Raw genomic sequence first — 22,320 nt, 5'->3', positions numbered from 1 at the left:
TTAATCTCCTATCGAATGATCGCCGGGAAACGGCATGCCGCCCCAGGCTTTTTTAGTCGTCCAGTCCGCTGCCGGAGTTGTCCAGAACGAATCTCCGGCCGGCAAGCCCAAAGGTAAGAAAATCGTCGAAGCCAGATACATGCTGCCCGTACAGAGGTAATATTCCCCCGCTCCTTTCTGTGCTCCGCAGAAACCCATCGAAAGCCACCCTCCGTCATCGTACGTCTCGGGGGCATCGAGCATCCGGCGCATGACCGCCGTCATCGCCGAACGCACCTGCCCTTCGGTCGCATCTTTCGGCAACATCTTCAGCAACGAAGCCTGCGCCAGCGATTGCAGGCATCCCGTCCGGTAGAGGATAGACCGCCCCAGCACGGGAAATGTCCCTTCGGGCGAAATCGAACGTTCCAGCACGCCCGCATACCGGGACGCCCGGCGGCAAATCCGCGCATATTGCGCGTCCGAATACGGCGCCTCGCTTTTGTAATAACGGTTCATTACCCGCCCCGCGTCCACCAGCATGGGCTGAATCACGAAACTGTTGTAGTAATCGTTATGATACATCGGTCCGTCGCTGTACTGCCCGTCGCCGACATACCAATCGTCCGTCTGCCGGAAAGCGTAATCGGTACGCATCAGGTCGGGCCGCTCGCCCGCCATGCGCAGGAACGCCTCGACCGTGGCGCTGAACATCAGCCAATTATTATACGAAGGCCGCGTATTGCGCGTAGCTTTCATCTCGACGATCATCCGCCACTGCGTCAGCGAGTCGAGTCCGCCCCACAACCGTTCCGGAGAACGCAGGAAAGCCTGGGCCATAAAAGCCGCATCGACCAACGGCTGGCCGAAACTTCTGAAATTCAGACAATCGGGCGACGTACTGTCCACCGCATTCCGCAATCCGGCGTGCGCCCAGGCCAGCAACTCGTCCCGCATAGCGGCTTCCGCCGCAGGAATCGAATCGCCGGACACCTCGAACCACGGAGCCAGACCGCACAACAGACGTCCCACTGCCTCCAGATGCGCATACTGCTCCCGTCCGGCACCGTCGTGTTGTTCGACGGGCATGTTCCGCCGCAACGTGCCAGCCGCCAGGTTCGACAGCACGGGTTTCGCCATACGGTAAGCCTGCGCAGCCCAGTACTCACGGTCCGTCTCCGCCTGCCCGACGGCTCTCTTCCGGCCCGACACCGGAAGAAAGCACAGAAGCGCCACGACTAAAATCAACCAACGTTTCATCGATAATACTCTTTAGCCAGTTCGCTGTACTTGCCGAACATCTTCCGGGCCGTTTCGATTTCGTCCCCGTTCGGCGCCGGATCGATGTCCGTTTTCGGGGTCGCCACGAAATCGATTTCCCAATCGGCCAGCCTGTCGTAGAACTCATTGCCCCGGAACGCCTCCCGTCCGTTGCTCATCTTCGCCCCGGCTTCGGAATAGGGTTTGCCCGAAGCGAGCGACTCGGCCAGCATGTCGTAAAACATTTTCCAGCGATTATAGTAATACCGGCGGATCAGCCCGGCCCACTCGCGCCACGAATAATCGAACTGCTGACACATATAACCCGGCGTGAAACCCCAGTAAGTCACCAACGCCGTGGCATCCCGTTCCAGCAAATCCTTCTCCTCCGTCGTCGCGCCCCAGCTGCGGGCATCGCTCACCCACCGGTCGAAATTCCACTCCGTGCGGGTAGCCAGCAACGCGTCCACGTCGAGCAGCAGTTCGAGGAAACGCCCGCTGTGCTTCTTAAACCCGGCCATATCCCCGGCCTTATAAGCCGCAGCCGCCGCTTTATGGATCTCCTGACCCAGATTGGACATGATCTGACGCTGCACATCGACCACGTCGAAACGGTATATTTCAGAGGTTTCCAGTTTTTCCGCATCCTGCAAAAGCAACCGCTCGGCCTCGTACAGCGATTTCGGGTCGTAAGGGATATTGAAACCGGCGTTCGGCCCCGATTTCTTCACATCGATGGCCGGACGCGCCGCGATGATCGAACTGCTCTCCACACCGTTGGTACCCGGCCCGTACGGCCCTTTCAGCAAGATAGCCCACGCCTGCTGAGCCGCCTCCGACTCTGCGCCGTAAGCCCGCACCGTATAAGCATCGAGCCATTCAGAAGGGCGAATCGTGTCCCGGTGCATCGGCATTTCGAACGCCATCGCATAATAGACCGGATTCTGGACGATCGACTCCATGAACAGGCCCGAACCGACCGCATTCGGGGCCTTCTTCCGAGCCGTCGCGTATTGGTTCGAGGCCAACAGGGCCAGGTCGCCGTGCATGTTGATACGGCCGCCGAAATTGTGCAGGTTCCCCGCCACGAACGGATACCCCCAGAAATTCTTTTTGTTCGGATAGGTCGAGCCGTTCAGGTCGAGCACCACCAGGCGGTCTTTCGGGAACTGCGTCGCGATCGGCTCGCGAATGCTCCACGCCTGCATCGCCACGATCCCCCGCGGGTCGAAATCGTCGATCAGTTTGCTGATCTTTTTGCCCACGGCGGACAGGTATTCGGGCGTATTGACGGGCGGCGCGCTCTCGTGGAACGGGTCGGCCGAATAAATCCCGTAAGAGCCGAATATCGAATCCTGCACCTGCATGAAGGTATGCCCCATACGGTCGAACAGCGGATCGAGCGGGTCGAGCTGCGAAACGCCTTCGAAACCGTACCACTCCGGTTGCTGCGCGATTTTGGCCTCCGGATACTTTTCCGCCATGAGTTTCGGCACATAGCCCGTGAAACTCTGCTGAATCGGCTTCATACCCAGCTCCAGCTGCCGGGCGAAAATCCGGCGTCCCAATTCGACGTGGCTGTCGATCCAGCTTTTGGGCAGCGGCCCGCCGAACTGTTCGATGTTGGTCATCCACTGCCAGGCCTGATGGCCGGGGCCCACGAGGAAAGTGCGGGCTTCGAGGTCGGTGAATCCCATACGGAGCAATGTTTCGTACCACACGGCATCCAGCCCGATCGGCTGCAACGGCATATTGATGCCGTTCATGGCCATGAAGTCGATCTCGCGCTGCCACCGTTCCCAGTCCCACCACGGAGCGGTGTAGGAGAGGGTGCAATAGTTGAAATAGGCCCGGTACTTTCCGCCTATCGTCCGCCGTTCCTTCGCGGCGGGCAGCGGCAGGCGTTCGGGCAGGTTCAACTGGTCGCCGAACCACGAAAGTTGCGCCTTGCAGGTATATTTCAGGTACCAGTGGAAAGCCGAAGCCAAGGCCACCGGATTATTGCCCCGCAGCACCACTTTCCCCTTCCGGGCATCCACCTCGAAGACATCTTCGCCGCTCTGCGCATCGGTTGGAATAACCTCCAACACATACTGTTTTTCGTATCCCGGCGTCACCCGGGCAATCAGTTCCCGAGCTGCTTTAACAACAGCCTTGTCGTTCATCGCCGGGGCTTTGGCCGCCTGCGCAGCCATGCCCGCCAGGCAAAGGGTGAACCATGTGAAAATTTTCTTTAACATCGGTTTGAATTTGGTATTGGTAGCTTTTTATTTCTGCGAAAAGGTAACCCGTAACGTGTCTTTCTGCTTCGGATCTTTCACTTTCAGGACAATCCGCGTCAGTCTCTCGCCCCAGATTTTCGACAGCCGGGGATCGGTCAGCTCCACCGCCTCCGCCGTCATTTCGTATTTCGAAGCGTCCACCGCCATCAGCAGCGTCCGGTCCCCGGCGGCGATCTCGATCGTTTTGCCGAGCTTCACCGTGCCGCAGGTCAGGAAATTCAGGGCCACCGAGCCTTTCACCTCCGCCAGTTCGTAACTGTCGGTCAGAGTCACCGTATTCCTGCGCCGGTCGAAACGATAGTCGCGTACCCAGCTGCGGCACGCCGCTTCCGCCGGATAAGCACCGGCTATATCCAGCGAGAAATCCATCACCCGGCCATTGTCGGAATGCTCTACCCGACACGAACGGTACTCGTGTCCGTCTTTCTGGCCGAACCCGTTTACGACCGGCAGATTGTGGTACTCGGACTGCATCATCCAAATGGTATAGCGCCGATGATCGAACGTCGCTGCGGTATAAGTCCCCACTCCGGCATCCACCAGCATCGGCTGTCCGTCCACGTACAGAATAAAGCTCCCCACGTCGTTGTGGTTATGGCTTTCGGCATTGTAGCCTCCTTTGGCCGCCAGCGTCAGCCCGCGGGCCGAACCTCCCTGGGTACGCGCCACCGCTACCTCGATACCGTCCATCCATACCGAACGGTACAGAGGCGCGAGAGGCCGCGCCGCGCACAACTCCCGATAGGCGGAAATCGTCTTCAGGCGGTTGTCCATCGTGCCACCCAGCGGATTTTCCCCGAAACCTGTCAGACTTCCCAGATAGGAACCGAAACGCATCATCGTACTGTCTGCGATATTCCGCCCGTAACGGAATACGGTCGAAGCTCCCGGCGAAGCCTTCGCTTCGGCATCGGCGAAATTGACGAAATAGAGGCTGTCGATGTGCGCATGGGCGATATAAAGTCCGATATTCTTGACCCGCTGTTCGCCGAACAGGTCGATTTTGCCGTGCGAATAATCGCGCAGCACTTCGAGGTAATTGTTCAGCATCCCGGCCGCATGCCCCCAATACGACGGCCCCTCTTCGCATCCGCCGTCGGGTTTGAAGAAGTTGATGAACTGGTCCACCGAACGCATCGTCTTTTTCACGATGGACGCCCGGCGCACCGGATCCTCTTCCGCCAACAAAGCCGTGGTAAGCACGTTGAAATTGCACCATGGATTCCAGTTATTGACCTGCGCCCCTTCCCGGAAACCGAGCCAGAACATGTCGTCCCGCTCCAGATAGACATCCAGCGTATGGCGGTTCAGTTCGGCCCGGAGCCGCTGCGGAATGGTCGGCGACAGTTTGCCGAGGTCGTCTTTAAAGAAATAATAGGCCCAGGCCAGCGTATTGGCCGTCATCCCGCCGCTCAGGTCGATCGTGCGATGGTCGATATCCGGAACCGCCGTCCCGCTGAGCTGCCAGTAGATATGCGCCGCCGCTACCCACGAACTCTGTTCGCAAAGCGACCATACGCCGTCGGCGATCTGGTCCATGAAACGCCCCCTGCCTTCGACCAGTTCGCCCAACATCAGGTCCGCCAACGCCCCGTACCGCTCGCCGATATGCCGGTCGTTCGGTACCCGGACGCCCTTTCGGGCGAAATCCAGATACGAAGTCACCGTCACGCTGCGCCACACGTAATCCAGCCGCGCTTCGGCCTGCCGCACCGCCTGGCGCTTCACGGCCTCCGGCAGCGACTGCCAGAATCCCCGGTCGGCATAGCCCGGATAGGGTTTGTAAGCCTCCAGGCACATCGAATCCATATCGTACCGCGCGGCGGCTTTCTGCAAAAGATCGGGCTTGGTCCGAACCGCCGGAGCCGCCTCCATAAAAAGGGGTGCCGCCCCCAAAAGACCCGTAAGGAGCAGCACCGCCATAAACCGTTTCGTCTGTTTCATTTTCGGCCGAACGATTTATTTATTTTCCAGATCCCGTTTGCGTTTGAGCGCTTCGAGGAAATAGTAGTCGGCATACACCAGCGGCACATCCACTTCGCTCGGCCCCGGTTTGTTCCCCGTCGAGTGCATCAGCACGAAATAGCCGTTCTCGCCCAACTTGGCGCGATAAGCCGGCGAACCGAGGTTTTCGACGATCCGGTCGGCCAGTTTCTTATACTCTTTCCCCTGCTTTTTGCCGACATACGTGGAAAGTTCATAGAGCGCCGAAGCCGTCACCGCCGCCGCCGAAGCGTCGCGCGGCTCTTTTTCGATATTCGGCACATCGTAGTCCCAGTACGGAATCAGGTCTTCCGGCAGGTTCTTATGCGTAAAGATGAACTTCGCAATATCCTCGGCCTGCTTCAGGTATTTCGGATCGTGCGTGTAGCGGTAGCACATCGTGTAACCGTACAGGCCCCACGCCTGGCCGCGCGCCCATGCCGAAGAGTCGGCATAGCCCTGGTGCGTCACCCGGCTGCGCACTTCGCCCGTTTTGGAATCGTAGTCCACCACATGGTAGCAGCTCATGTCCGGCCGGTAGTGGTGCTTCATGGTCTGGTCGGCATGCGACACGGCGATTTTCCAGAACGACGAATCGCCGCTCATCTGCGTGGCTTCGAACATCAGTTCGAGGTTCATCATGTTATCGATAATCACCGGGCAGTCCCACCCGCGCCACTGCGGCCACGACTGGATCACGCCTGCGCCCGGACGGTACCGTTCGCTCAGCGTCCTGGCCGCCGTCACGATCACGTCCTTATAAGATTGCTTGTCGGTGAGCCGCAGCCCGTTGCCGAACGAGCAGAAAATCATGAAACCGATGTCGTGGTTCCCGCGGTAATATTTGATCCGCTCCATCCCTTCGGTATAATGCACCGCCGGTTCGAGCCACTTGTCGTCGCCCGTCAGTTCGTAAAGGTACCACAGCGTTCCGGGGAAAAAGCCGCTCGTCCAGTCGTCCAGCGTGGTGAACACCAGCCGTCCGTCCTTATCCGTCGTGCGGGGACTGGGAATGTCCTTGAAAGTATCCATCGTGTCCACCATCAGCTGTACCTGTTTGGCCGCGAAATCCACATTCTCCGTGATCACCGGAGCCACTTTCCCGCCTTTGGCCTGCACGGACGAAGTTCCTGCCAGAGCAGCCAAAGCCAGCGAACAAGCTGCAATCGTCTTGATTTTCATACCGAAAAAATGAGTTGTTTGGGTTTGTTCTTAAAAAATTTTAATATATCATCCGCGTAACGACCTGTATATCATTTACGCAACCGATTGCACAAATGTAGAAATTATATCCGTTTCTCCAAAAAAAGGAATAAATTCCGCCTTGCCCCGTTCCGAAACAAGATACTCATTTACAGTTATTTCATACAACATCAAAAAAACTTCCGGGCAAAAAAACATTTGCATCCACCGGATTAATCTTTACATTTGCACAAACGATTGCGTAAACCGCCGCGCAACTTACCCCGGAAATCGTGAAAAAACGGACGTCCATATATGACATCGCCCAGCGCTTAGGCGTTTCGGTATCCAGCGTATCGCGGGCGCTGAGCGACCACCCGTCGATCAGCGCGGCCCTCAAGGAACGCATCCGGGAAGTGGCCGCCGAACTGCACTACACCCCCAATTCGGTGGCGGTGAACCTCAAAACGGGACGCCGCAACACGATCGGCGTGGTCGTGCCGGGCATCAACCGCAGTTTTTTCTCGTCGGCTATCGAAGGGATCGAAGACAAAGCCTATAAGCAGGGATACGACGTGCTGATCTACCAATCGAAAGATTCGGCGGAACGCGAAGAACGCATCGTACACTCGCTGGCCGGAAAAGTGGACGGAGTGATCGCCTCCGTGGCGGCGGACACGACCGACCACAGCTATTACAACCATCTTTCCGCATCGGGCGTGCCCGTCGTGCTGTTCGACCGAACGGCGCCGGGCGTCGATGCGGGAACCGTAATCGTAGACGACTACCAGGGAGCCGCGATGGCGGTCAAGCACCTGCTCCGGCAAGGACTCACCCGGATCTGCCACTGCGCGGGGCCTCAGCATGTCAATGTATGGAGCAACCGCCTGAAAGGTTATCTGGACACGATGCAGGAGGCGGGCATATCCATTCCGGAAAACTATATTTTCGAAGGCGCCAATACCACAGAAGAAGAGGGGCGGCGTTTCGCCCGGACCGTACTGGCGGAGGGATCCCTGCCCGAAGCCGTCTTTTTCGCCGGCGATTTCGCCGCGCTGGGCGCCATGCTCGAATTCCGGAAAGCCGGCGTCCGCATCCCGGAAGACATCGCAATCGTGGGCTTCGCCAACGAACCGTTCTGCCAGTTACTCCCCACTCCGCTCAGTTCGGTGGACCAGTTCAGTTACAAAATGGGCTACATGGCCGGCAAAATGATGTTCGACCGCCTCAGGGGAGAACCCCAGGTCGGAATCGTCATCGCGCCGGAACTCATCATCCGCAAATCATCGTTAAAAACTATCCATAACCATGTCTGACGTAAAATACGAAATGCGTTACGCCTCGCATCCGGCAGATGCGAAAAGCTACGACACCGAACGCCTGCGGGCCGAATACCTCTTTGCGGACATCATGACCGAAGGGGAGATCAACCTCATTTATTCGGCCTACGACCGCCTGATCGTCGGCGGCGCGGTACCGACCGCCCGGCCGCTGACCCTGGACGCCATCCCGCCGCTGCGGGCCGACCGTTTCCTGCACCGCCGCGAGTTGGGCATCATCAACGTCGGAGGCGCAGGTACCGTCAAAGCCGGAGACAAGGAGTACCGCCTCGATTACAAAGAGGCCCTCTATCTGGGCAAAAGCGACCGCGACATCACGTTCGCGAGCGACGATGCGGCCCGCCCTGCCCGTTTCTATTTCAACTCGGCACCTGCCCACGCCGAATACCCGGACAAAAAGATCACCAAGGCGGACGCCGTAGTCGTCGAGCTGGGTTCGCTGGAAGAGAGCAACCACCGCGTCATCAACAAAATGATCGTAAACCAGGTGTTGCCGACCTGCCAGCTCCAGATGGGCATGACCGAACTCAAACCGGGCAGCGTATGGAACACGATGCCGGCCCACACGCACGACCGACGCATGGAAGCCTATTTCTATTTCGAGCTGCCCGACGATCAGGCCGTGTGCCACTTCATGGGCCAGCCGCAGGAGACGCGCCACATCTGGATGCGCAACCGCCAGGCGGTCATCTCGCCCCAGTGGTCGATCCACTCGGCCTGCGCGACCCACAACTACACTTTCATCTGGGGTATGGCCGGCGAAAACATGGACTACGGCGACATGGACGGCTGCGCGACAACCGAACTCAAATAATTCCGAAGACGAAACCACACAAAACACAATACCATGAAATCACTCGAACTGTTCAATATCAGCGGTAAAGTAGCACTGGTGACCGGCGGCACACACGGTCTGGGAATGGCCATCGCCACGGCGCTGGCCGAAGCCGGAGCCACGCTCGTAATCAACGACCTGTCGAAAGAAAAGCTCGATAACGCCATCGCCGAATATGCCGCCAAAGGCATCGAGGCGCACGGCTATATTTTCGACGTGACCGACGAAGCCGCCGCCACGACGGCCGTCGCCCGGATCGCAGCGGAAGTAGGCCCGATCGATATCCTGGTGAACAACGCCGGTATTATCAAACGCATCCCGGCCGCGGAAATGAGCCTGGCCGACTGGCAGGCCGTCATCAACGTAGACCTGACCGCCCCGTTCATCATGTCCAAAGCCGTCGCCCGGAGCATGATCGAACGCGGCGGCGGGAAAATCATCAACATGTGCTCGATGATGAGCGAAGTGGGACGTGACACGGTGAGCGCCTACGCAGCAGCCAAAGGCGGCCTGAAGATGCTGACGCGCAACCTCGCCACCGAATGGGCGCGTTACAATATCCAGGTGAACGGCATCGGGCCGGGTTACTTCGCCACGGCGCAGACCGCGCCGATCCGCGTGAACGGCCACCCGTTCAACGAATTCATCATCAAACGCACGCCCGCCGCACGCTGGGGCAACCCCGAAGACCTCGCCGGGACTGCCGTATTCCTCGCCTCGCACGCTTCGGACTTCGTGAGCGGTCACGTCGTGTACGTGGACGGCGGTATCCTTGCCTCGCTGGGCAAAGCGATGAACGAAGACTAACCCCCTAAAACAGAGACCGGACATGAGAAAGATATTCCTGCTCGTCGCTGCCGCCGCCCTGCTGATGTCGTGCGGCGGCGGGGCCAAAGTAAAAGTGAGCAACCCGCTGAAAATCGCCCGTACCAACGAAACGGTCGAAATCAGTTGGCAGGAGGTGCAATCCAAAGTTTCGGACGCCACTCCGGAAAACATCGTCGTCATCGCCCCGGACGGTACCCAACAACCCTCCCAGGTGATTTACAACGGCGGCACCGAACCGCAGGCGCTGATCTTCCAGGCCACCGTCCCGGGGAACGGTTCCGAGACCTACACGCTGCAAACGGGCAGGCGCGAAACCTATCCGGCCCAGGCTTTCGGTCGTTTCGTTCCGGAACGCATGGACGATTTCGCGTGGGAGAACAACCTGATCGCCCACCGCATGTACGGTCCCGCGCTGGAAGCCACCGGCGAAATCAGCAACGGGATCGACATCTGGCTCAAACGCACCGACAGCCTCATTATCGACAAATGGTACGCGCCGGGTTTCAACTACCATGCCGACCACGGCGAGGGGCTGGACTGCTACAAAGTGGGCCGCACGCTGGGAGCCGGAGCCATGGCCCCCTACACGAAAGATTCGCTCTGGCTGGGCAACAACTACATTCGGTATAAGGTACTGGACAACGGCCCGATCCGGATCGCGTTCCAGCTCGACTACGCCCCGTTCCTGGCCGACACCGTGCTGGTGACCGAACGCCGGACGATCTCGCTGGACGCCAACACCCATTTCAACCGGATCACCGAAGAATACGCCGGCGATTTCGACAACCTGAAAGTGGCTGCGGGTATCGTTACGCGCGGAGCGGGCGGCAAAGTGCTCGACATCCTGAACAAACCGATCAAGATGGTGGGTTACTGGGAACCGCTCAATACCGACAACGAACCGGACAACGGCCATACGACCATCGGGCTGGTGTTCCCGTGCGAGATCAAAGTCGAAACACGGCTGGGACACCTGCTCGGCAGCACGACCATCCCGCAGGGCAAACCGTTCACCTATCAGATGGGAGCAGGCTGGAGCAAAAGCGACGTGCCCACTCCGGAAGCGATGACCCAGCTCATTTTCGACCAGAGCCTCAAATCCGAAAACCCGCTTATCGTAACCGTTAAATAATTCTTCAGACAAATCCATGAAAAAAATAGTCACCTTCGGCGAAATCATGCTTCGGCTGGCGACACCGGAATACCTGCGTTTCTCGCAGGCCACCTCTTATGAAGCCACCTTCGGCGGCGGCGAGGCCAACGTGGCCGTATCGCTGGCGGGTTTCGGCATGCAGACGAGCTTCGTCACCCGCCTGCCCGAAAACGACATCGCCAAAGCCTGTCTGGCCGACCTGCGCAAACACGGCGTGGGCACCTCGGACATCGTCTGGGGCGGCGAACGCCTCGGCATCTACTTCCTCGAAACCGGTGCCGTGAGCCGGCCGAGCAAAGTGGTGTACGACCGCGCCCACTCCTCCGTTTCGACCATCGAACCGGGTATGATCGACTGGGAAAAGGTATTCGCCGGCGCCGACTGGTTCCACTTCACCGGCATCACCCCTGCCCTCTCGCAATCGGCGGCCGATACCTGCCTCGAAGCAGCGCGGGCCGCCAACCGGCTGGGGGTAACCGTATCCTGCGACCTGAACTACCGCAAAAACCTTTGGAAATACGGTAAAAGTTGCACCGAGGTGATGCCGGCGCTCGTAGAGTGCTGCGACGTCATCATCGCCAACGAAGAGGACGCCGAAAAGGTATTCGGCATCAAGCCGGAGGGATTCGACGTAACGGCTACGGGCGGACAGGTCGATGCGGCGCGGTTCGAAAGCGTGGCCAAACAGCTTCAGGCGAAATTCCCGCGCGCCGAACGCGTGGCGATCACCCTGCGCGGTTCGATCAACGCGAACCACAACACTTGGAGCGCCGTACTCTACGCCGGCGGCACGCTGTACGCCTCGCGGCGGTACGACATCACCCATATCGTGGACCGCGTGGGCGGCGGCGACTCGTTCGGCGGAGGTTTGATCTACGGTCTGCTGACCTACGGCGGCGATTACCAGAAGACTATCGAATTCGCGGTAGCGGCCTCTTGTCTCAAACATACGATCAAGGGGGACTTTAACCTCGTAACGATCGACGAGGTGGAAAAACTGATGGGCGGCGACGGCTCCGGCCGGGTGTCCAGATAGGCAGGCGGTCGGAACCGGGGGCAACCGCGTAACGGACGGGGTTCTCCCTCTTTTCGCGACCTGCTTCCGGGTAAATATGACCCGGAAACAGATGTCCGGTTTAGGGATACCCCTACAGTCGATCGTCTGCATAGCGGCCCGGCCGGGGCCAACCCGGCCGGAGGTCTGCTACTTGCGATACTCGTTGCGGATCCGCTGGCTACGACCTTAAAAATAACCGTAGGTTTAAATGTACTGTCTTTCGCCGACGGGCGTTTGTTCTTTCTTTGTCCGCTCGTGCCGCGGGGGCACCGGTTTCTCCGGACGCCTCATGCCGGCGGGGCATCTCCTTTTTTGCGCGACCAAAAAAGGAGACAAAAAAGTCGCCGGGAATGCGATTACCCGTTCCCGACTCTCGTCGGAACGGAAAATCGCACATTCCCGGGTCAGTAACTTTTACCCGTACTTCGACACCAAGTTAGAAGCCGGGACATTTTTAACCTATGGTTAATCGTCTGCCGAGTAGCGGTCAGCCCGAAGCCAGCGAGGGCAAACGAGCTTGGCGAGTTTCAGCCCTGCGCCGGGGTGGCTTCGGGCTGACTAAGGGAAAACATGGCAATAAACCATACAATTTAAAATTATGGCACGTTTCACAAGAATAGAAGTCGCCCTCGAAATGGGGCGTCAAGGAGTCATTCCCGTATTTTACCACGCCGATGTCGAACTTTGCAAAGAAGTATTGAAAGCCTCCTATGCGGCCGGCATCCGGGTGTTCGAATTCACGAACCGGGGCGATTTCGCCCACGAAGTATTCGGCACGCTCAACCGGTGGGCAGCCACGGAGCTGCCGGAGCTGATGCTGGGCGTAGGCTCGGTGGTCGATGCGCCGACAGCCGCGCTCTACATCCAGTTGGGCGCCGCCTTCGTCGTATCGCCGCTGCTGAACGAAGAGATGGCCCCCGTATGCAATCGCCGCAAAATCCTCTGGGCGCCCGGATGCGGTTCGCTGAGCGAAATCGGCCGCGCCGAAGAACTCGGCGCCGAGATCGTCAAAATATTCCCCGGTTCGTCCGTAGGCGGTCCGGAATTCGTCAAAGCGGTGAAAGGGCCGTGCCCCTGGAGTTCGATCATGCCGACCGGCGGCGTGGAACCCACCGAAGAGAGCCTCGGCGCCTGGTTCAAGGCAGGCGTAACCTGCGTGGGCATGGGGTCGAACCTCTTCCCGAAAAAGCTGATCGAAGCCGGCGACTGGGCCGCCATCACCGAAACGATCGACCGGGTGCGGGCCATCGTAGCCGCCGTGCGCCGGTAACCCCCTCTTCCGCAGACAGACTACTAACCCAAAATTCCGATAATGAGCAAACTCAACGAAACATCCGGAAAGATGACCCGCTACCGCTGGATCATCTGCTCCATGCTGTTTTTCGCCACGACGGTCAATTACCTCGACCGGCAGGTACTCTCGCTGCTCCAGCCGATCCTGGAGGAAGAGTTCCACTGGACGGACAACGACTACGGGACGATCACGGCTATCTTCTCTTTAGTGTACGCCATCGCGATGCTCTTCGCCGGACGATTCGTCGATAAGGTAGGAACCAAGAAAGGCTATGCCTGGTCGATCGCCGTATGGTCGCTGGGCGCCGGAATCCACGCCCTTTGCGGCATCGTGACCGAACAGATGACCGGCCTGCCGGACGCCGCCGCCCTGCGGATGGCACAGGGAGCCGACATCGTGGGTCAGATCGCCATGATCAGCGTAACGGCTTTCATCATCTGCCGTTGCGTGCTGGCCGTCGGCGAAGCGGGCAACTTCCCCGCGGCGATCAAAGCCACGGCGGAATATTTCCCGAAAAAAGACCGGGCGTTCGCAACCGGCATCTTCAACTCCGGAGCCAACGTGGGCGCTATCGTCGCTCCGCTGACCGTACCCGTCATGGCCGAGCTGTGGGGCTGGGAGACGGCTTTCATCATCGTCGGACTGATCGGCTTCGTCTGGTTGGGTTTCTGGGTATTCGTTTACAAGAAACCGGACGAAAATCCCAAGATGAACGCTGCGGAACTGGCCTATATCGAACAGGACGCCGCGACGGAGCAAACCGGCGTGCAGGAAGACGAACCGGACCGGAAAATGTCGTTCTGGCAATGCCTCAAATACCGCCAGACATGGGCTTTCGCCTTCGGTAAGTTCATGACCGACGGCGTATGGTGGTTCTTCCTGTTCTGGACCCCGGCTTACCTGAAAGCCCAGTACGATATGGTCGGCACGTCGATCGCCCTGCCCATCGCCATCCTGTACACCATCACAGTGATCGGGTCGGTATTCGGCGGCAAGTTCCCGACCTATTTCATCAACCGGGGAATGAACCCTTATGCCGGCCGGATGCGGGCGATGCTCATCATCGCGTTCTTCCCGCTGGCCGTACTGGCCGCCCAGCCGCTGGGCGGGATCAGCTATTGGGTTCCCATCCTGCTGATCGCCGTAGGGGCTTCGGCCCACCAGGCATGGTCGGCCAACATCTTCTCGACCATCGGCGATATGTTCCCCAAACGGGCCATCGCCACGATCACCGGGATCGGCGGCATGGCCGGCGGCATCGGTTCGTTTTTTATCCAGAAAGGGGCCGGGATGCTCTTCACGTACAGCGACGAGACAGCCCTGCACTTCATGGGATTCGAAGGCAAACCGGCAGGCTATGCCATCGCGTTCATTTTCTGCGCCGTGGCATACCTGATCGCCTGGATGGTCATGAAATCGCTGGTACCGAAATACAAGCCGATCACGGATTTGTAGCAGATGCTTTCCATACGCATGTATGCGACCGGGGCCTGGCTTTTCTTGTAAAGCCAGGCCCCGGTTTTATCCATTTCTTCGGAACCGTCTGTCGCACTTCCCCGGTTCGACTCCCGATTTCTCCCGGCATTCTTCGCCTCGCTTGTGCGGCCTTATCCGCCGCGGCGCGCAGCTCCTTATTCCTAGAGACACCGCACTGTAAGCCGTGGCCGCGGGCGGGCGTGTAGACGGGATCGAGGTCTGTCGAGTAGAAGTTCAGACCGAGGCCGCGGGAATTGCTGGCCGACGACGACCAACTGCACCCGCTGCCGCCGACGCACCGCGCCACGCCCTCACAGCCCGTCCGGCCGAAGTCGCGGTAGCCCGGGGCGGGATAAATCTCAGACACTTACACGCGTTCATATATCGATAGTCGTATCCGGCGCTTTCCCGGCACGTCCGGATCTATCCTTTCGCCGAACTTGGCATAGCCTTGCGCGACAAGACGCGGAACCGGCCGGAGACAGATTCCGTCCCGGACATATGCAGAACTTAAACGGTAAAGTAACCGGAAATTCCATCGCCGGATGTTATCCGGCATAGGTGCAAAAAACAGGAACGGCAAATTGCCGTTCCTGTCCTTATCGGAGATCGAACCCGTTTGTCAGAAGTTGAATTGTACCATCATCTGGGCACGGTTCGCATGTCCCAGTTCGTGGTTCACATTTTTACGGGTGCCGTACAGGTATTCCACCCCGACATTGAAAGCCGGCGAGATACGGTAGAACAGATTGCCGACAATGTATTGCGACAACCGGTAGGCATCCGGAGCCTGTGCGAAATAGTCGTTCTTGTCCCAGACGCTCACCTGGCTGTAAGCCGCATTCATCTGCCAGTTCCGCGTGAAGTTCACCTGAAAACCGGCCATCCAGCCCATCGCGGGGAGCGTTTGCAAACGACCCAGCCGGTTCGGATCGGATACCAGGTCGTAACCGTTTCCGTTCAGGTCCTGGATGTAGTTTTCGATACCCTCGCCGTAAACGACCTGTCCGAAGAAGCTGGCCGATTTGCTCAGGGCGATATTGCCGCTCAACATGGCGCCCCAACCCAGCTCGGTCTGCGTGTTCATCGAAGTATTGTCGTAGTAATTCATGGTACGCAGAATGCCCGATGCACGCAAGTGGCTGCGGCCCTGGTTCCAATTATACTGGAAATACATCGGGAAGTCCGGTACGCGCTGCGGGATCACGTAAGCCGCCCGGGTAGGCGTGGTGGCGCTGACGCCCGGCATTTCGGCCGCAACGGCGAACTCCCAGCTCGGACTGATGTTCAGGTGGTAGCGGATCATCAGGTTACGCCGGTAAGTATAGGCATTCGGCCCCTGGAAGTCGATGGTGGTCGGCGCAGCCTGCAAGTCGGCGAAAGTGGTCGCCGTCTGACCGAAAGTCAGCCCTTTGAACGATACGTAGGCTTCGCGCAGGCGCAGGACGTTGTCGCCGCCCCGGAAATCCGTTTCGATATAAGTTTCGATCGGGCCCAACGCTTTGGTGTTCACGATCGTCTTGAAAAACAGCCGGGAGGTGCTGACGTCCATCAGCAGCCGTTGTTTGTTGGAGGGTGTTTTGAGCATCGGAATGTCGTACGTGACGAAGTCTTTGTTGTCGATAACATTGCTCCAATCGTACGCCGTACGGAAACTGACGAACCCGCCGATCCCGAATACCGCTTTGTTACTGCGGTCGGAGATGATGAAGTTCGGCACGCCGGACTGCTGGAACCCTTCCTTGACGGTTGTTGCATAGATATCTATGGCTTTGCCTTTCAATACCCACACGTCGTCGGTCTGCGGGTCGGCGCCGATGATCCACACGGTGTTCCGTTTGTCGCGGTGTCCCCGCTGGGGGGTGTCGGTCGATGCCGTGGCCGTGTCGTCGGCCCATGCCCCCAGCGAAAAGAGGCCTGCGGCCGCGGTCATCATTAAAGCGTTAATTGTTTTCATGATACGTTCTTTTTTAGGTGAATAAATAAGTTCTCCGATAGAATTGAATCTTCCGAGGCTTAAACAAGTTTCATGCCATGAGATTTCGTACCTTTGCCCGCATGAAAAAGCAAAAATCCGAAACCGAGGTCATTGTCGTTCGGGAAACCGGCGTTTTACTGCCGTTTCTGTTCAGTTATTTCACCGATCGCAGCAAGACGACGGTAAAATCTTATCTCGCTCACCGCCAGGTTTCCGTGAACGGATGCATCACGACCCAGTTCGATACGCCGCTCACACCGGGAGATCGGGTGGAAATCGGTTTCGGTCGGGCGAAAGAGGGAGTGGCCCATCCGATGCTGCGGATCGTGTACGAGGACGACGACCTGATCGTGGTCGATAAACGCAACGGCCTGCTGTCGGTGGCGACCGACAAACAGATTATGCGCACGGCGTACAGTATCCTGAGCGAACACGTGAAACGGGAAGACCCGCGCAACAAAATCTTCGTCCTGCACCGGCTGGACCGCGAGACCTCGGGATTGATGATGTTCGCCAAAAACGAACCGATCAAAATACGGGTGCAGAGCCGCTGGGAACAGACGGTAGCGGAACGCAAGTATTTCGCCGTAGTAGAAGGCATCGTGAAAGAAGACGAAGGGACGATTTCGACATACCTGACGGAAAGCAAGGCGCTGAAAGTCTATGTGACTGTCCGGGAGGAAGGGAAAATAGCCAATACGGGTTTCCGAGTACTGAAGCGCTCTGAAAAAAACGATGTAACCCTGCTGGAGCTGGAACTGGAAACAGGGCGCAAGAACCAGATACGGGCGCATATGGAGTATATCGGACACCCGATCGTGGGAGACAGGAAATACGGTTCCAAAAGGAACCTGATCGGACGGGTAGCGCTCCATGCAGGCGTCTTGAGCTTCATCCATCCGGCGACGGGCGAACGGCTCGATTTTTCGACTCCGGTTCCGCGGAAATTCACGGAACTGTTCGGATAAACCCGTACCGGCCCGTATATCCGGTTCCCACCCATTCCGCTGCCGACACCCTCTGAGACTCAGACGCGCAGAAGAGAGCCGGAAAAAACCGCGCCCTGAACAGGGTAAAACGGGCACCTAAACCGTTAATTTATACGGAATGGTCCGTCCGGATCACAGAGAACCGCCCGGCACGGGCATGGTCCGTGCCCGCAGCGGAACGAAGGATCGGACATGCTGAATAATCCCGCCATTTTCAAACCTTCCCGCACCGCCCCGGAACCGCCCGACGAAAAAGCGACAGCCGGTCGGGCCATCCGGCGACAACACCGTTCGGGAAACGCATACCCGCCGGGCCGCGCCGAAACCGGTTCCGGCATCGTATCCGCCCCCCGATCCATGAAAACAGCCCCGCCTTCCGCTCTCGGACAATGTTCCGGCCCCGACGGACGTTAAAAAACACAGACCGGATTTTCACAGCCCGGACGAAATGTACATCTTTGCACAAAACGAACCTTGCGAATGAAACATCTTCTCTTTACCGAACGCATGAAAATGGCCGACTTGGTCCATGCCAATTACCGATTGCTGTTCGTACTGCCCCGGTTCGGCATCCAGCTGGGTTTCGGCGACAAAAGCATCGGCGAGATATGCCGCACGCACGGCATATCCTCCAGCCTGTTTCTGCTGGTCTGCAACATCTATACTTTCGACGACTTTCTGCCCGAAGCGGACGAACTGCACTCCTTCACGGCCGAAGACCTGACCGCGTACCTGCACCAATCGCACGAAGACTACATCCGCGAACAAATTCCGGAAATCGGGAAACAGGTATTATCGCTGGCCGGCTGCTGCGCAGGCAAAAACGGCAAAATACTGGAACGTTTTTTCGACGACTACAGCCGTGAAGTGACCAACCACTTCAACTACGAAGAGACCGTGGTATTCCCCTACATCCACAATCTCTCGGAAGGGAAAAGATCGGACGAAGGCTATTCGATCGGCCAGTTCGAAAAAAACCACAGCAACATCGAGGAAAAACTGGGCGACCTGAAAAATATCCTGATCAAATACCTGCCCGACCTCTGTCCCGGAGGCCCGCGCAACAGGCTGCTGCTCGACCTCTTCCTGCTGGAAGACGACCTGAACAAACATTCGCTGATCGAAGACCGGATATTGGTACCGCTGGTCGAACAACTGGAGGAACGCATGCGATGAACAGTTCACCGAAAAAAGGCCGCAAAACCGCCATCATAGAACCATCGGCCATTATCGCCGCCGGGTTGAAAGCCGTACTGGCCGAAGCCGGCAACGAATTCGAAATCTGCGGGATATTCGACGACCCGGCCCACTTCGCCGAACGCGCCCCGCTGTTGCAACCGGATCTGGTACTGGTAGATCCCGTCGTGTTCGATTTCCAGAAGCGGGCAACCGTACACAGTTACTTCGAACACCTGCCCCAAGCCGCTTTTGTGGCCATCGTGTACGGTTTCATCGACCCCGAAACCCAGAAACAGTACCACGGCTGCGTCCACATCTACGACGACAGCCGCAAAATCGTCCGTAAACTGCGGCAGGCGCTGGACGACCGCACCCGCGAAACAGAATCTTCGGGCGAAGGATACGAACTCACCGACCGCGAAAGCGAAATACTGGTCTCGGTGGCCAAAGGCATGACTAACAAAGAGATCGCCGACGCGCACCACATCTCGGTACATACGGTCATCTCGCACCGGAAGAACATTACGCGCAAAACGGGAATCAAAACCGTTTCGGGCCTCACGGTATATGCTTTGCTGAACAATCTGATCGACCAGTCGGACATCGAATAACGCTTAAATCACTGACTGAAAGAAACATAAAGACAAAATCCCCCTACAAGTGGGGATGAATTCCCCGATTTTTCCTAATATATGGGGATTGCCCGCCCAGGCAAATTCGCTGACCTTTGCAATGTGAAAATCAAAACAAAGATGTCAGCGAATTTATTTTGTAAGCCAACTCAATAAATGCCGAGAACTCCTGCCTCCGGAAGCCATGCCGGAAATGCAGGAGTTCTTTTTTGACCTCTTCCCGGCCGGATTTTTCAATTCACTTAACCAAACCATAAACCATGTTAAAACTTTCACTCTGTGCCGCTGCCGCTCTGTGCGCAGCAATGACTTTCAACTCGTGCAAAGACGATAAAGGCGGAAACACCCCGCCTCCCGCAAGCGGAAGTACCGTAATCGACGCTCCCGGTTTCGACAAATGGGTATATTTTTCTTTCGACAAAGAAGCGGTCATCGAAACCGACGGAAGCTACTCCGCCCTCTACAATAGCAAAACATGGGACCTCGCTTTCCACCGCGGCGACATCCGCACCAACAGCGGCCCGTCCGGATGCGGTAACGGCGGCGCATACAAAACAAGTTCGACCGACATGTCCACGGTAACCGAAAAACCGGGCGAAGTGACCTACACGATTGACACCAAAGCGGAGATTTCGTTCCCCGACATGCGTACCAAAGCCGAACAATCCAAAAACGAAGCGCTCGCCGACTGGTACACCAGCTCCGGCATGCCGCCGACGTACACCGTGAACGGCAACGTCTATTTCATCAAGACCGCCGAAGGCAAATACGCCAAAGTGAAGTTCACGGACTACACGAACGACAAAGGCGAGGGAGGACATATCGCTTTCGAATACGAATATCCGGTAGAATAAGGCCATGCTATACAAATCACTGCTGATGGCCGGCAGCCTGGCCCTGCTGGGCTGCCTTACCCTTTCCGCCAAAGAGAAAGGAAAAGCGCCGGACGAAGACGATCCGGTATGGAAACTCCAGTCGGAAGACGTGGTGGTCACCGCCACGCGTACCCCGAAACTGCTCAAAGACGTTCCCGTCATCACCCGCGTGATCCGCTCCGACGAGATCAAGAAAACGGACGCCACGACGGTCAAAGATCTGCTGGAAATGGTCATGCCGGGTATCGAATTCACCAGCCACGGCGGTACGATGAACATCAACCTGTCGGGGATGGGGGCCAATTACGTGCTGTTCCTGATCGACGGCGAACGCATCGCCGGCGAAGCCCGCGACAATATCGACTACGACCGGCTGAACGTCGAGAATATCGAACGGATCGAAGTGGTCAAAGGCGCGGCTTCGGCCCTGTACGGTTCGAACGCCATCGGAGGCGTGGTGAACATCATCACCAAGAAAGCCACCGAACCGTGGCAGCTGAACGTCAATGCCCGTTACGGCCGTGAAAACGAGCAGCGCTACGGCGGAGCGCTCGGTTTCAACACCAAACGGTTCAACAGCTTCACCACCGGGACCTACAAACACCGCAACGGATATTCCCTGACCAACACCGGCGAATCGCATATCGAATACCCGGACGGAGAGCAGGTATCCAACGACGACCAGGGCAGCACGACCGCCATATACGGGTACAGTGACTGGGACATCAACCAGAAGTTCGTCATCAAGCCGGTCGATCCGCTGACCATTACCGCCGCCGGTACTTATTACAATCACGAACAATATTCCAGTACGAAGGTACACGACCTGTACCGCGGCTATACGGGACGGCTGAACCTGAACTACGCGATCAACGACCGGCAGAACATCGAAGGGAGTTATAAATTCGACGAATACGACAAATTCGACTACTACCTCAAGCTGGACGAAAAAGATAAAAACTACGCCAATATCCAGCACACCGGACGTATCCAGTACAACAACACGTTCCGCGGCGCCGGCACTCTGACCGTGGGGGCCGAGTTCTTCGGGGACAAACTGAACACCTACCAGTTCAAAGGCGACAAGCCGGAACACTCGACCGAGACCTACGTAGGCTTCGCGCAGCACGACGTGAACCTCATCCCGAAACTCAACCTCGTTTACGGGGCGCGGCTCGACTACCATTCGACCTACGGAGCGCACGTCAGCCCGAAAGTTTCGCTGATGTACAAACTCAATCCGGTAACCCTGCGCCTGTCCTACGGCGGCGGCTTCAAATCGCCGACCCTCAAGGAACTGTACACCGACTGGAGCCACCAGGGGATGTTCCAACTGGTCGGCAACCCCGATCTGGTGCCCGAAAAGAGCCAGAACGTATCGCTGTCGGCCGAATACACCAAAGGCAAATTCTCCGCCTCGGTCATCGGATATTACAACAACATCCGGGACAAGATCTCCAACATCTGGAACAACGACGGAGACACCTCCTATTATACCAACATCGGCCGGGCCGAAGTATGGGGCATCGACGCCAACGTTTCGGTCAAACTGCCTTACGGCTTCGGGATCACCGCCTCGTACGCCTATGTGCACGACTACCAGCCGGTGGACGGGGTCAATGCTTCGACAGCCCGCCCGCACTCGGCCACGATCCGGTTCGAATACGGTCTCAAACGCCGCAACTACGGTCTCGACGTGAATCTGACGGGCCGCGTGCTGAGCGCCGTGACGACCCATACGTTCGACGACGAATACACCAATCCGGACGGGACGACCGGCTCCGTGTACAAACAACGCTATCCGGCCTACACGATGTGGAAACTGGTGGTGACCCAACGTTTCCGGAATGCCGTGAGCCTGAATCTGGGAGCGGACAACCTGTTCAATTACAAGGCCGACGTCCACAGCTTCAACACCTCCGTATCGCCGGGTATCACCTTCTTCGCCGGCGTTTCGCTGGACGTGGAACAACTTTTCCGGAAAAGGAACTAAACGAA

17 protein-coding genes are annotated in these 22,320 nt (G+C 57.7%); 12 read left to right on the top strand and 5 right to left on the bottom strand.

Annotated features, from left to right (window positions below; translation table 11 throughout):
• The 4 genes from RIKMI_RS0111235 to RIKMI_RS0111220 form a co-directional block, all read right to left on the bottom strand.
• Positions 1–1,239, bottom strand: a complete 1,239-nt coding sequence (locus RIKMI_RS0111235; RefSeq protein WP_027291689.1) for a DUF2264 domain-containing protein — start codon at positions 1,237–1,239, stop codon at positions 1–3.
• Positions 1,236–3,434 (bottom strand): alpha-N-acetylglucosaminidase, encoded by a 2,199-nt coding sequence (locus RIKMI_RS0111230; RefSeq protein ID WP_051214587.1) that lies wholly within the window; start codon positions 3,432–3,434, stop codon positions 1,236–1,238. The genes RIKMI_RS0111235 and RIKMI_RS0111230 overlap by 4 nt, the downstream gene beginning before the upstream one ends.
• Before the next feature lie 72 nt (positions 3,435–3,506).
• Positions 3,507–5,465: a heparinase II/III domain-containing protein gene (locus RIKMI_RS14015; protein ID WP_051214522.1), complete on the bottom strand. Its 1,959-nt coding sequence runs from the start codon at positions 5,463–5,465 to the stop codon at positions 3,507–3,509.
• 15 nt (positions 5,466–5,480) lie between these two features.
• Positions 5,481–6,680, bottom strand: a complete 1,200-nt coding sequence (locus tag RIKMI_RS0111220; protein WP_027291687.1) for a glycoside hydrolase family 88 protein — start codon at positions 6,678–6,680, stop codon at positions 5,481–5,483.
• A 299-nt stretch (positions 6,681–6,979) separates the two neighbouring features.
• Here RIKMI_RS0111220 and RIKMI_RS0111215 point away from each other — a divergent pair, with 299 nt between their 5' ends.
• The 7 genes from RIKMI_RS0111215 to RIKMI_RS0111180 all read left to right on the top strand — a co-directional run bounded on the left by RIKMI_RS0111215 (position 6,980) and on the right by RIKMI_RS0111180 (position 14,648).
• Entirely contained in the window at positions 6,980–8,002 is a 1,023-nt protein-coding gene (locus tag RIKMI_RS0111215) for a LacI family DNA-binding transcriptional regulator (protein ID WP_245584962.1), read from the top strand.
• Complete coding sequence (gene kduI, locus RIKMI_RS0111210) at positions 7,995–8,840, top strand: 5-dehydro-4-deoxy-D-glucuronate isomerase (protein ID WP_037291920.1); 846 nt, start codon at positions 7,995–7,997, stop codon at positions 8,838–8,840. The genes RIKMI_RS0111215 and kduI overlap by 8 nt, the downstream gene beginning before the upstream one ends.
• A 33-nt stretch (positions 8,841–8,873) precedes the next feature.
• Positions 8,874–9,668, top strand: a complete 795-nt coding sequence (locus tag RIKMI_RS0111205; RefSeq protein ID WP_027291684.1) for a gluconate 5-dehydrogenase — start codon at positions 8,874–8,876, stop codon at positions 9,666–9,668.
• A gap of 22 nt (positions 9,669–9,690) precedes the next feature.
• Positions 9,691–10,821, top strand: a complete 1,131-nt coding sequence (locus RIKMI_RS0111200; RefSeq protein ID WP_051214521.1) for a DUF4861 family protein — start codon at positions 9,691–9,693, stop codon at positions 10,819–10,821.
• A 16-nt stretch (positions 10,822–10,837) separates the two neighbouring features.
• The gene (locus RIKMI_RS0111195; protein WP_027291682.1) at positions 10,838–11,878 is read left to right on the top strand and encodes a sugar kinase; all 1,041 of its coding nucleotides are present in this window, start codon (positions 10,838–10,840) and stop codon (positions 11,876–11,878) included.
• Between the two features lie 619 nt (positions 11,879–12,497).
• Complete coding sequence (locus RIKMI_RS0111185) at positions 12,498–13,169, top strand: bifunctional 4-hydroxy-2-oxoglutarate aldolase/2-dehydro-3-deoxy-phosphogluconate aldolase (protein ID WP_027291680.1); 672 nt, start codon at positions 12,498–12,500, stop codon at positions 13,167–13,169.
• A 42-nt stretch (positions 13,170–13,211) separates the two neighbouring features.
• Entirely contained in the window at positions 13,212–14,648 is a 1,437-nt protein-coding gene (locus tag RIKMI_RS0111180; RefSeq protein WP_027291679.1) for an MFS transporter, read from the top strand.
• Between the two features lie 643 nt (positions 14,649–15,291).
• Here the strand turns inward: RIKMI_RS0111180 and RIKMI_RS0111175 are convergent.
• Positions 15,292–16,626, bottom strand: a complete 1,335-nt coding sequence (locus RIKMI_RS0111175; protein ID WP_147288471.1) for a DcaP family trimeric outer membrane transporter — start codon at positions 16,624–16,626, stop codon at positions 15,292–15,294.
• Between the two features lie 101 nt (positions 16,627–16,727).
• On the opposite strand from RIKMI_RS0111175, the gene RIKMI_RS0111170 reads away from it, so the two are divergent.
• From RIKMI_RS0111170 to RIKMI_RS14010, 5 genes are all read left to right on the top strand, one after another.
• Positions 16,728–17,615 (top strand): RluA family pseudouridine synthase, encoded by an 888-nt coding sequence (locus tag RIKMI_RS0111170; protein WP_037291917.1) that lies wholly within the window; start codon positions 16,728–16,730, stop codon positions 17,613–17,615.
• A gap of 501 nt (positions 17,616–18,116) precedes the next feature.
• A complete protein-coding gene (locus RIKMI_RS0111160) occupies positions 18,117–18,812 on the top strand; it encodes a hemerythrin domain-containing protein (protein ID WP_027291675.1) in 696 nt (231 codons plus the stop codon).
• The gene (locus RIKMI_RS0111155; protein ID WP_037291915.1) at positions 18,809–19,426 is read left to right on the top strand and encodes a response regulator transcription factor; all 618 of its coding nucleotides are present in this window, start codon (positions 18,809–18,811) and stop codon (positions 19,424–19,426) included. Before RIKMI_RS0111160 ends, RIKMI_RS0111155 begins: the two co-directional genes overlap by 4 nt.
• Positions 19,427–19,707: 281 nt before the next feature.
• Positions 19,708–20,301, top strand: coding sequence for an HmuY family protein (locus RIKMI_RS0111150; protein ID WP_084135281.1), 594 nt, complete (start codon positions 19,708–19,710; stop codon positions 20,299–20,301).
• Positions 20,302–20,305: 4 nt separating this feature from the next.
• Positions 20,306–22,315 (top strand): TonB-dependent receptor plug domain-containing protein, encoded by a 2,010-nt coding sequence (locus RIKMI_RS14010; RefSeq protein WP_051214519.1) that lies wholly within the window; start codon positions 20,306–20,308, stop codon positions 22,313–22,315.
• Positions 22,316–22,320 lie beyond the last annotated feature (5 nt).

Source organism: Rikenella microfusus DSM 15922 (assembly GCF_000427365.1).
Taxonomy (GTDB): Bacteria; Bacteroidota; Bacteroidia; order Bacteroidales; family Rikenellaceae; genus Rikenella; species Rikenella microfusus.
The sequence above is the reverse complement of the archived record's forward strand: the minus strand, read 5'-3'. Positions and strand labels throughout refer to the sequence as shown.

Excerpts from the sequence above, each read along its gene's own strand:
- RIKMI_RS0111235 (WP_027291689.1), bottom strand. The coding sequence starts at position 1,239 with ATGAAACGTTGGTTGATTTTAGTCGTGGCGCTTCTGTGCTTTCTTCCG.
- RIKMI_RS0111230 (WP_051214587.1), bottom strand. The coding sequence starts at position 3,434 with ATGGCTGCGCAGGCGGCCAAAGCCCCGGCGATGAACGACAAGGCTGTT.
- RIKMI_RS14015 (WP_051214522.1), bottom strand. The coding sequence starts at position 5,465 with ATGAAACAGACGAAACGGTTTATGGCGGTGCTGCTCCTTACGGGTCTT.
- kduI (WP_037291920.1), top strand. The coding sequence starts at position 7,995 with ATGTCTGACGTAAAATACGAAATGCGTTACGCCTCGCATCCGGCAGAT.
- RIKMI_RS0111205 (WP_027291684.1), top strand. The coding sequence starts at position 8,874 with ATGAAATCACTCGAACTGTTCAATATCAGCGGTAAAGTAGCACTGGTG.
- RIKMI_RS0111200 (WP_051214521.1), top strand. The coding sequence starts at position 9,691 with ATGAGAAAGATATTCCTGCTCGTCGCTGCCGCCGCCCTGCTGATGTCG.
- RIKMI_RS0111195 (WP_027291682.1), top strand. The coding sequence starts at position 10,838 with ATGAAAAAAATAGTCACCTTCGGCGAAATCATGCTTCGGCTGGCGACA.
- RIKMI_RS0111185 (WP_027291680.1), top strand. The coding sequence starts at position 12,498 with ATGGCACGTTTCACAAGAATAGAAGTCGCCCTCGAAATGGGGCGTCAA.
- RIKMI_RS0111180 (WP_027291679.1), top strand. The coding sequence starts at position 13,212 with ATGAGCAAACTCAACGAAACATCCGGAAAGATGACCCGCTACCGCTGG.
- RIKMI_RS0111175 (WP_147288471.1), bottom strand. The coding sequence starts at position 16,626 with ATGAAAACAATTAACGCTTTAATGATGACCGCGGCCGCAGGCCTCTTT.
- RIKMI_RS0111170 (WP_037291917.1), top strand. The coding sequence starts at position 16,728 with ATGAAAAAGCAAAAATCCGAAACCGAGGTCATTGTCGTTCGGGAAACC.
- RIKMI_RS0111160 (WP_027291675.1), top strand. The coding sequence starts at position 18,117 with ATGAAACATCTTCTCTTTACCGAACGCATGAAAATGGCCGACTTGGTC.
- RIKMI_RS0111155 (WP_037291915.1), top strand. The coding sequence starts at position 18,809 with ATGAACAGTTCACCGAAAAAAGGCCGCAAAACCGCCATCATAGAACCA.
- RIKMI_RS0111150 (WP_084135281.1), top strand. The coding sequence starts at position 19,708 with ATGTTAAAACTTTCACTCTGTGCCGCTGCCGCTCTGTGCGCAGCAATG.
- RIKMI_RS14010 (WP_051214519.1), top strand. The coding sequence starts at position 20,306 with ATGCTATACAAATCACTGCTGATGGCCGGCAGCCTGGCCCTGCTGGGC.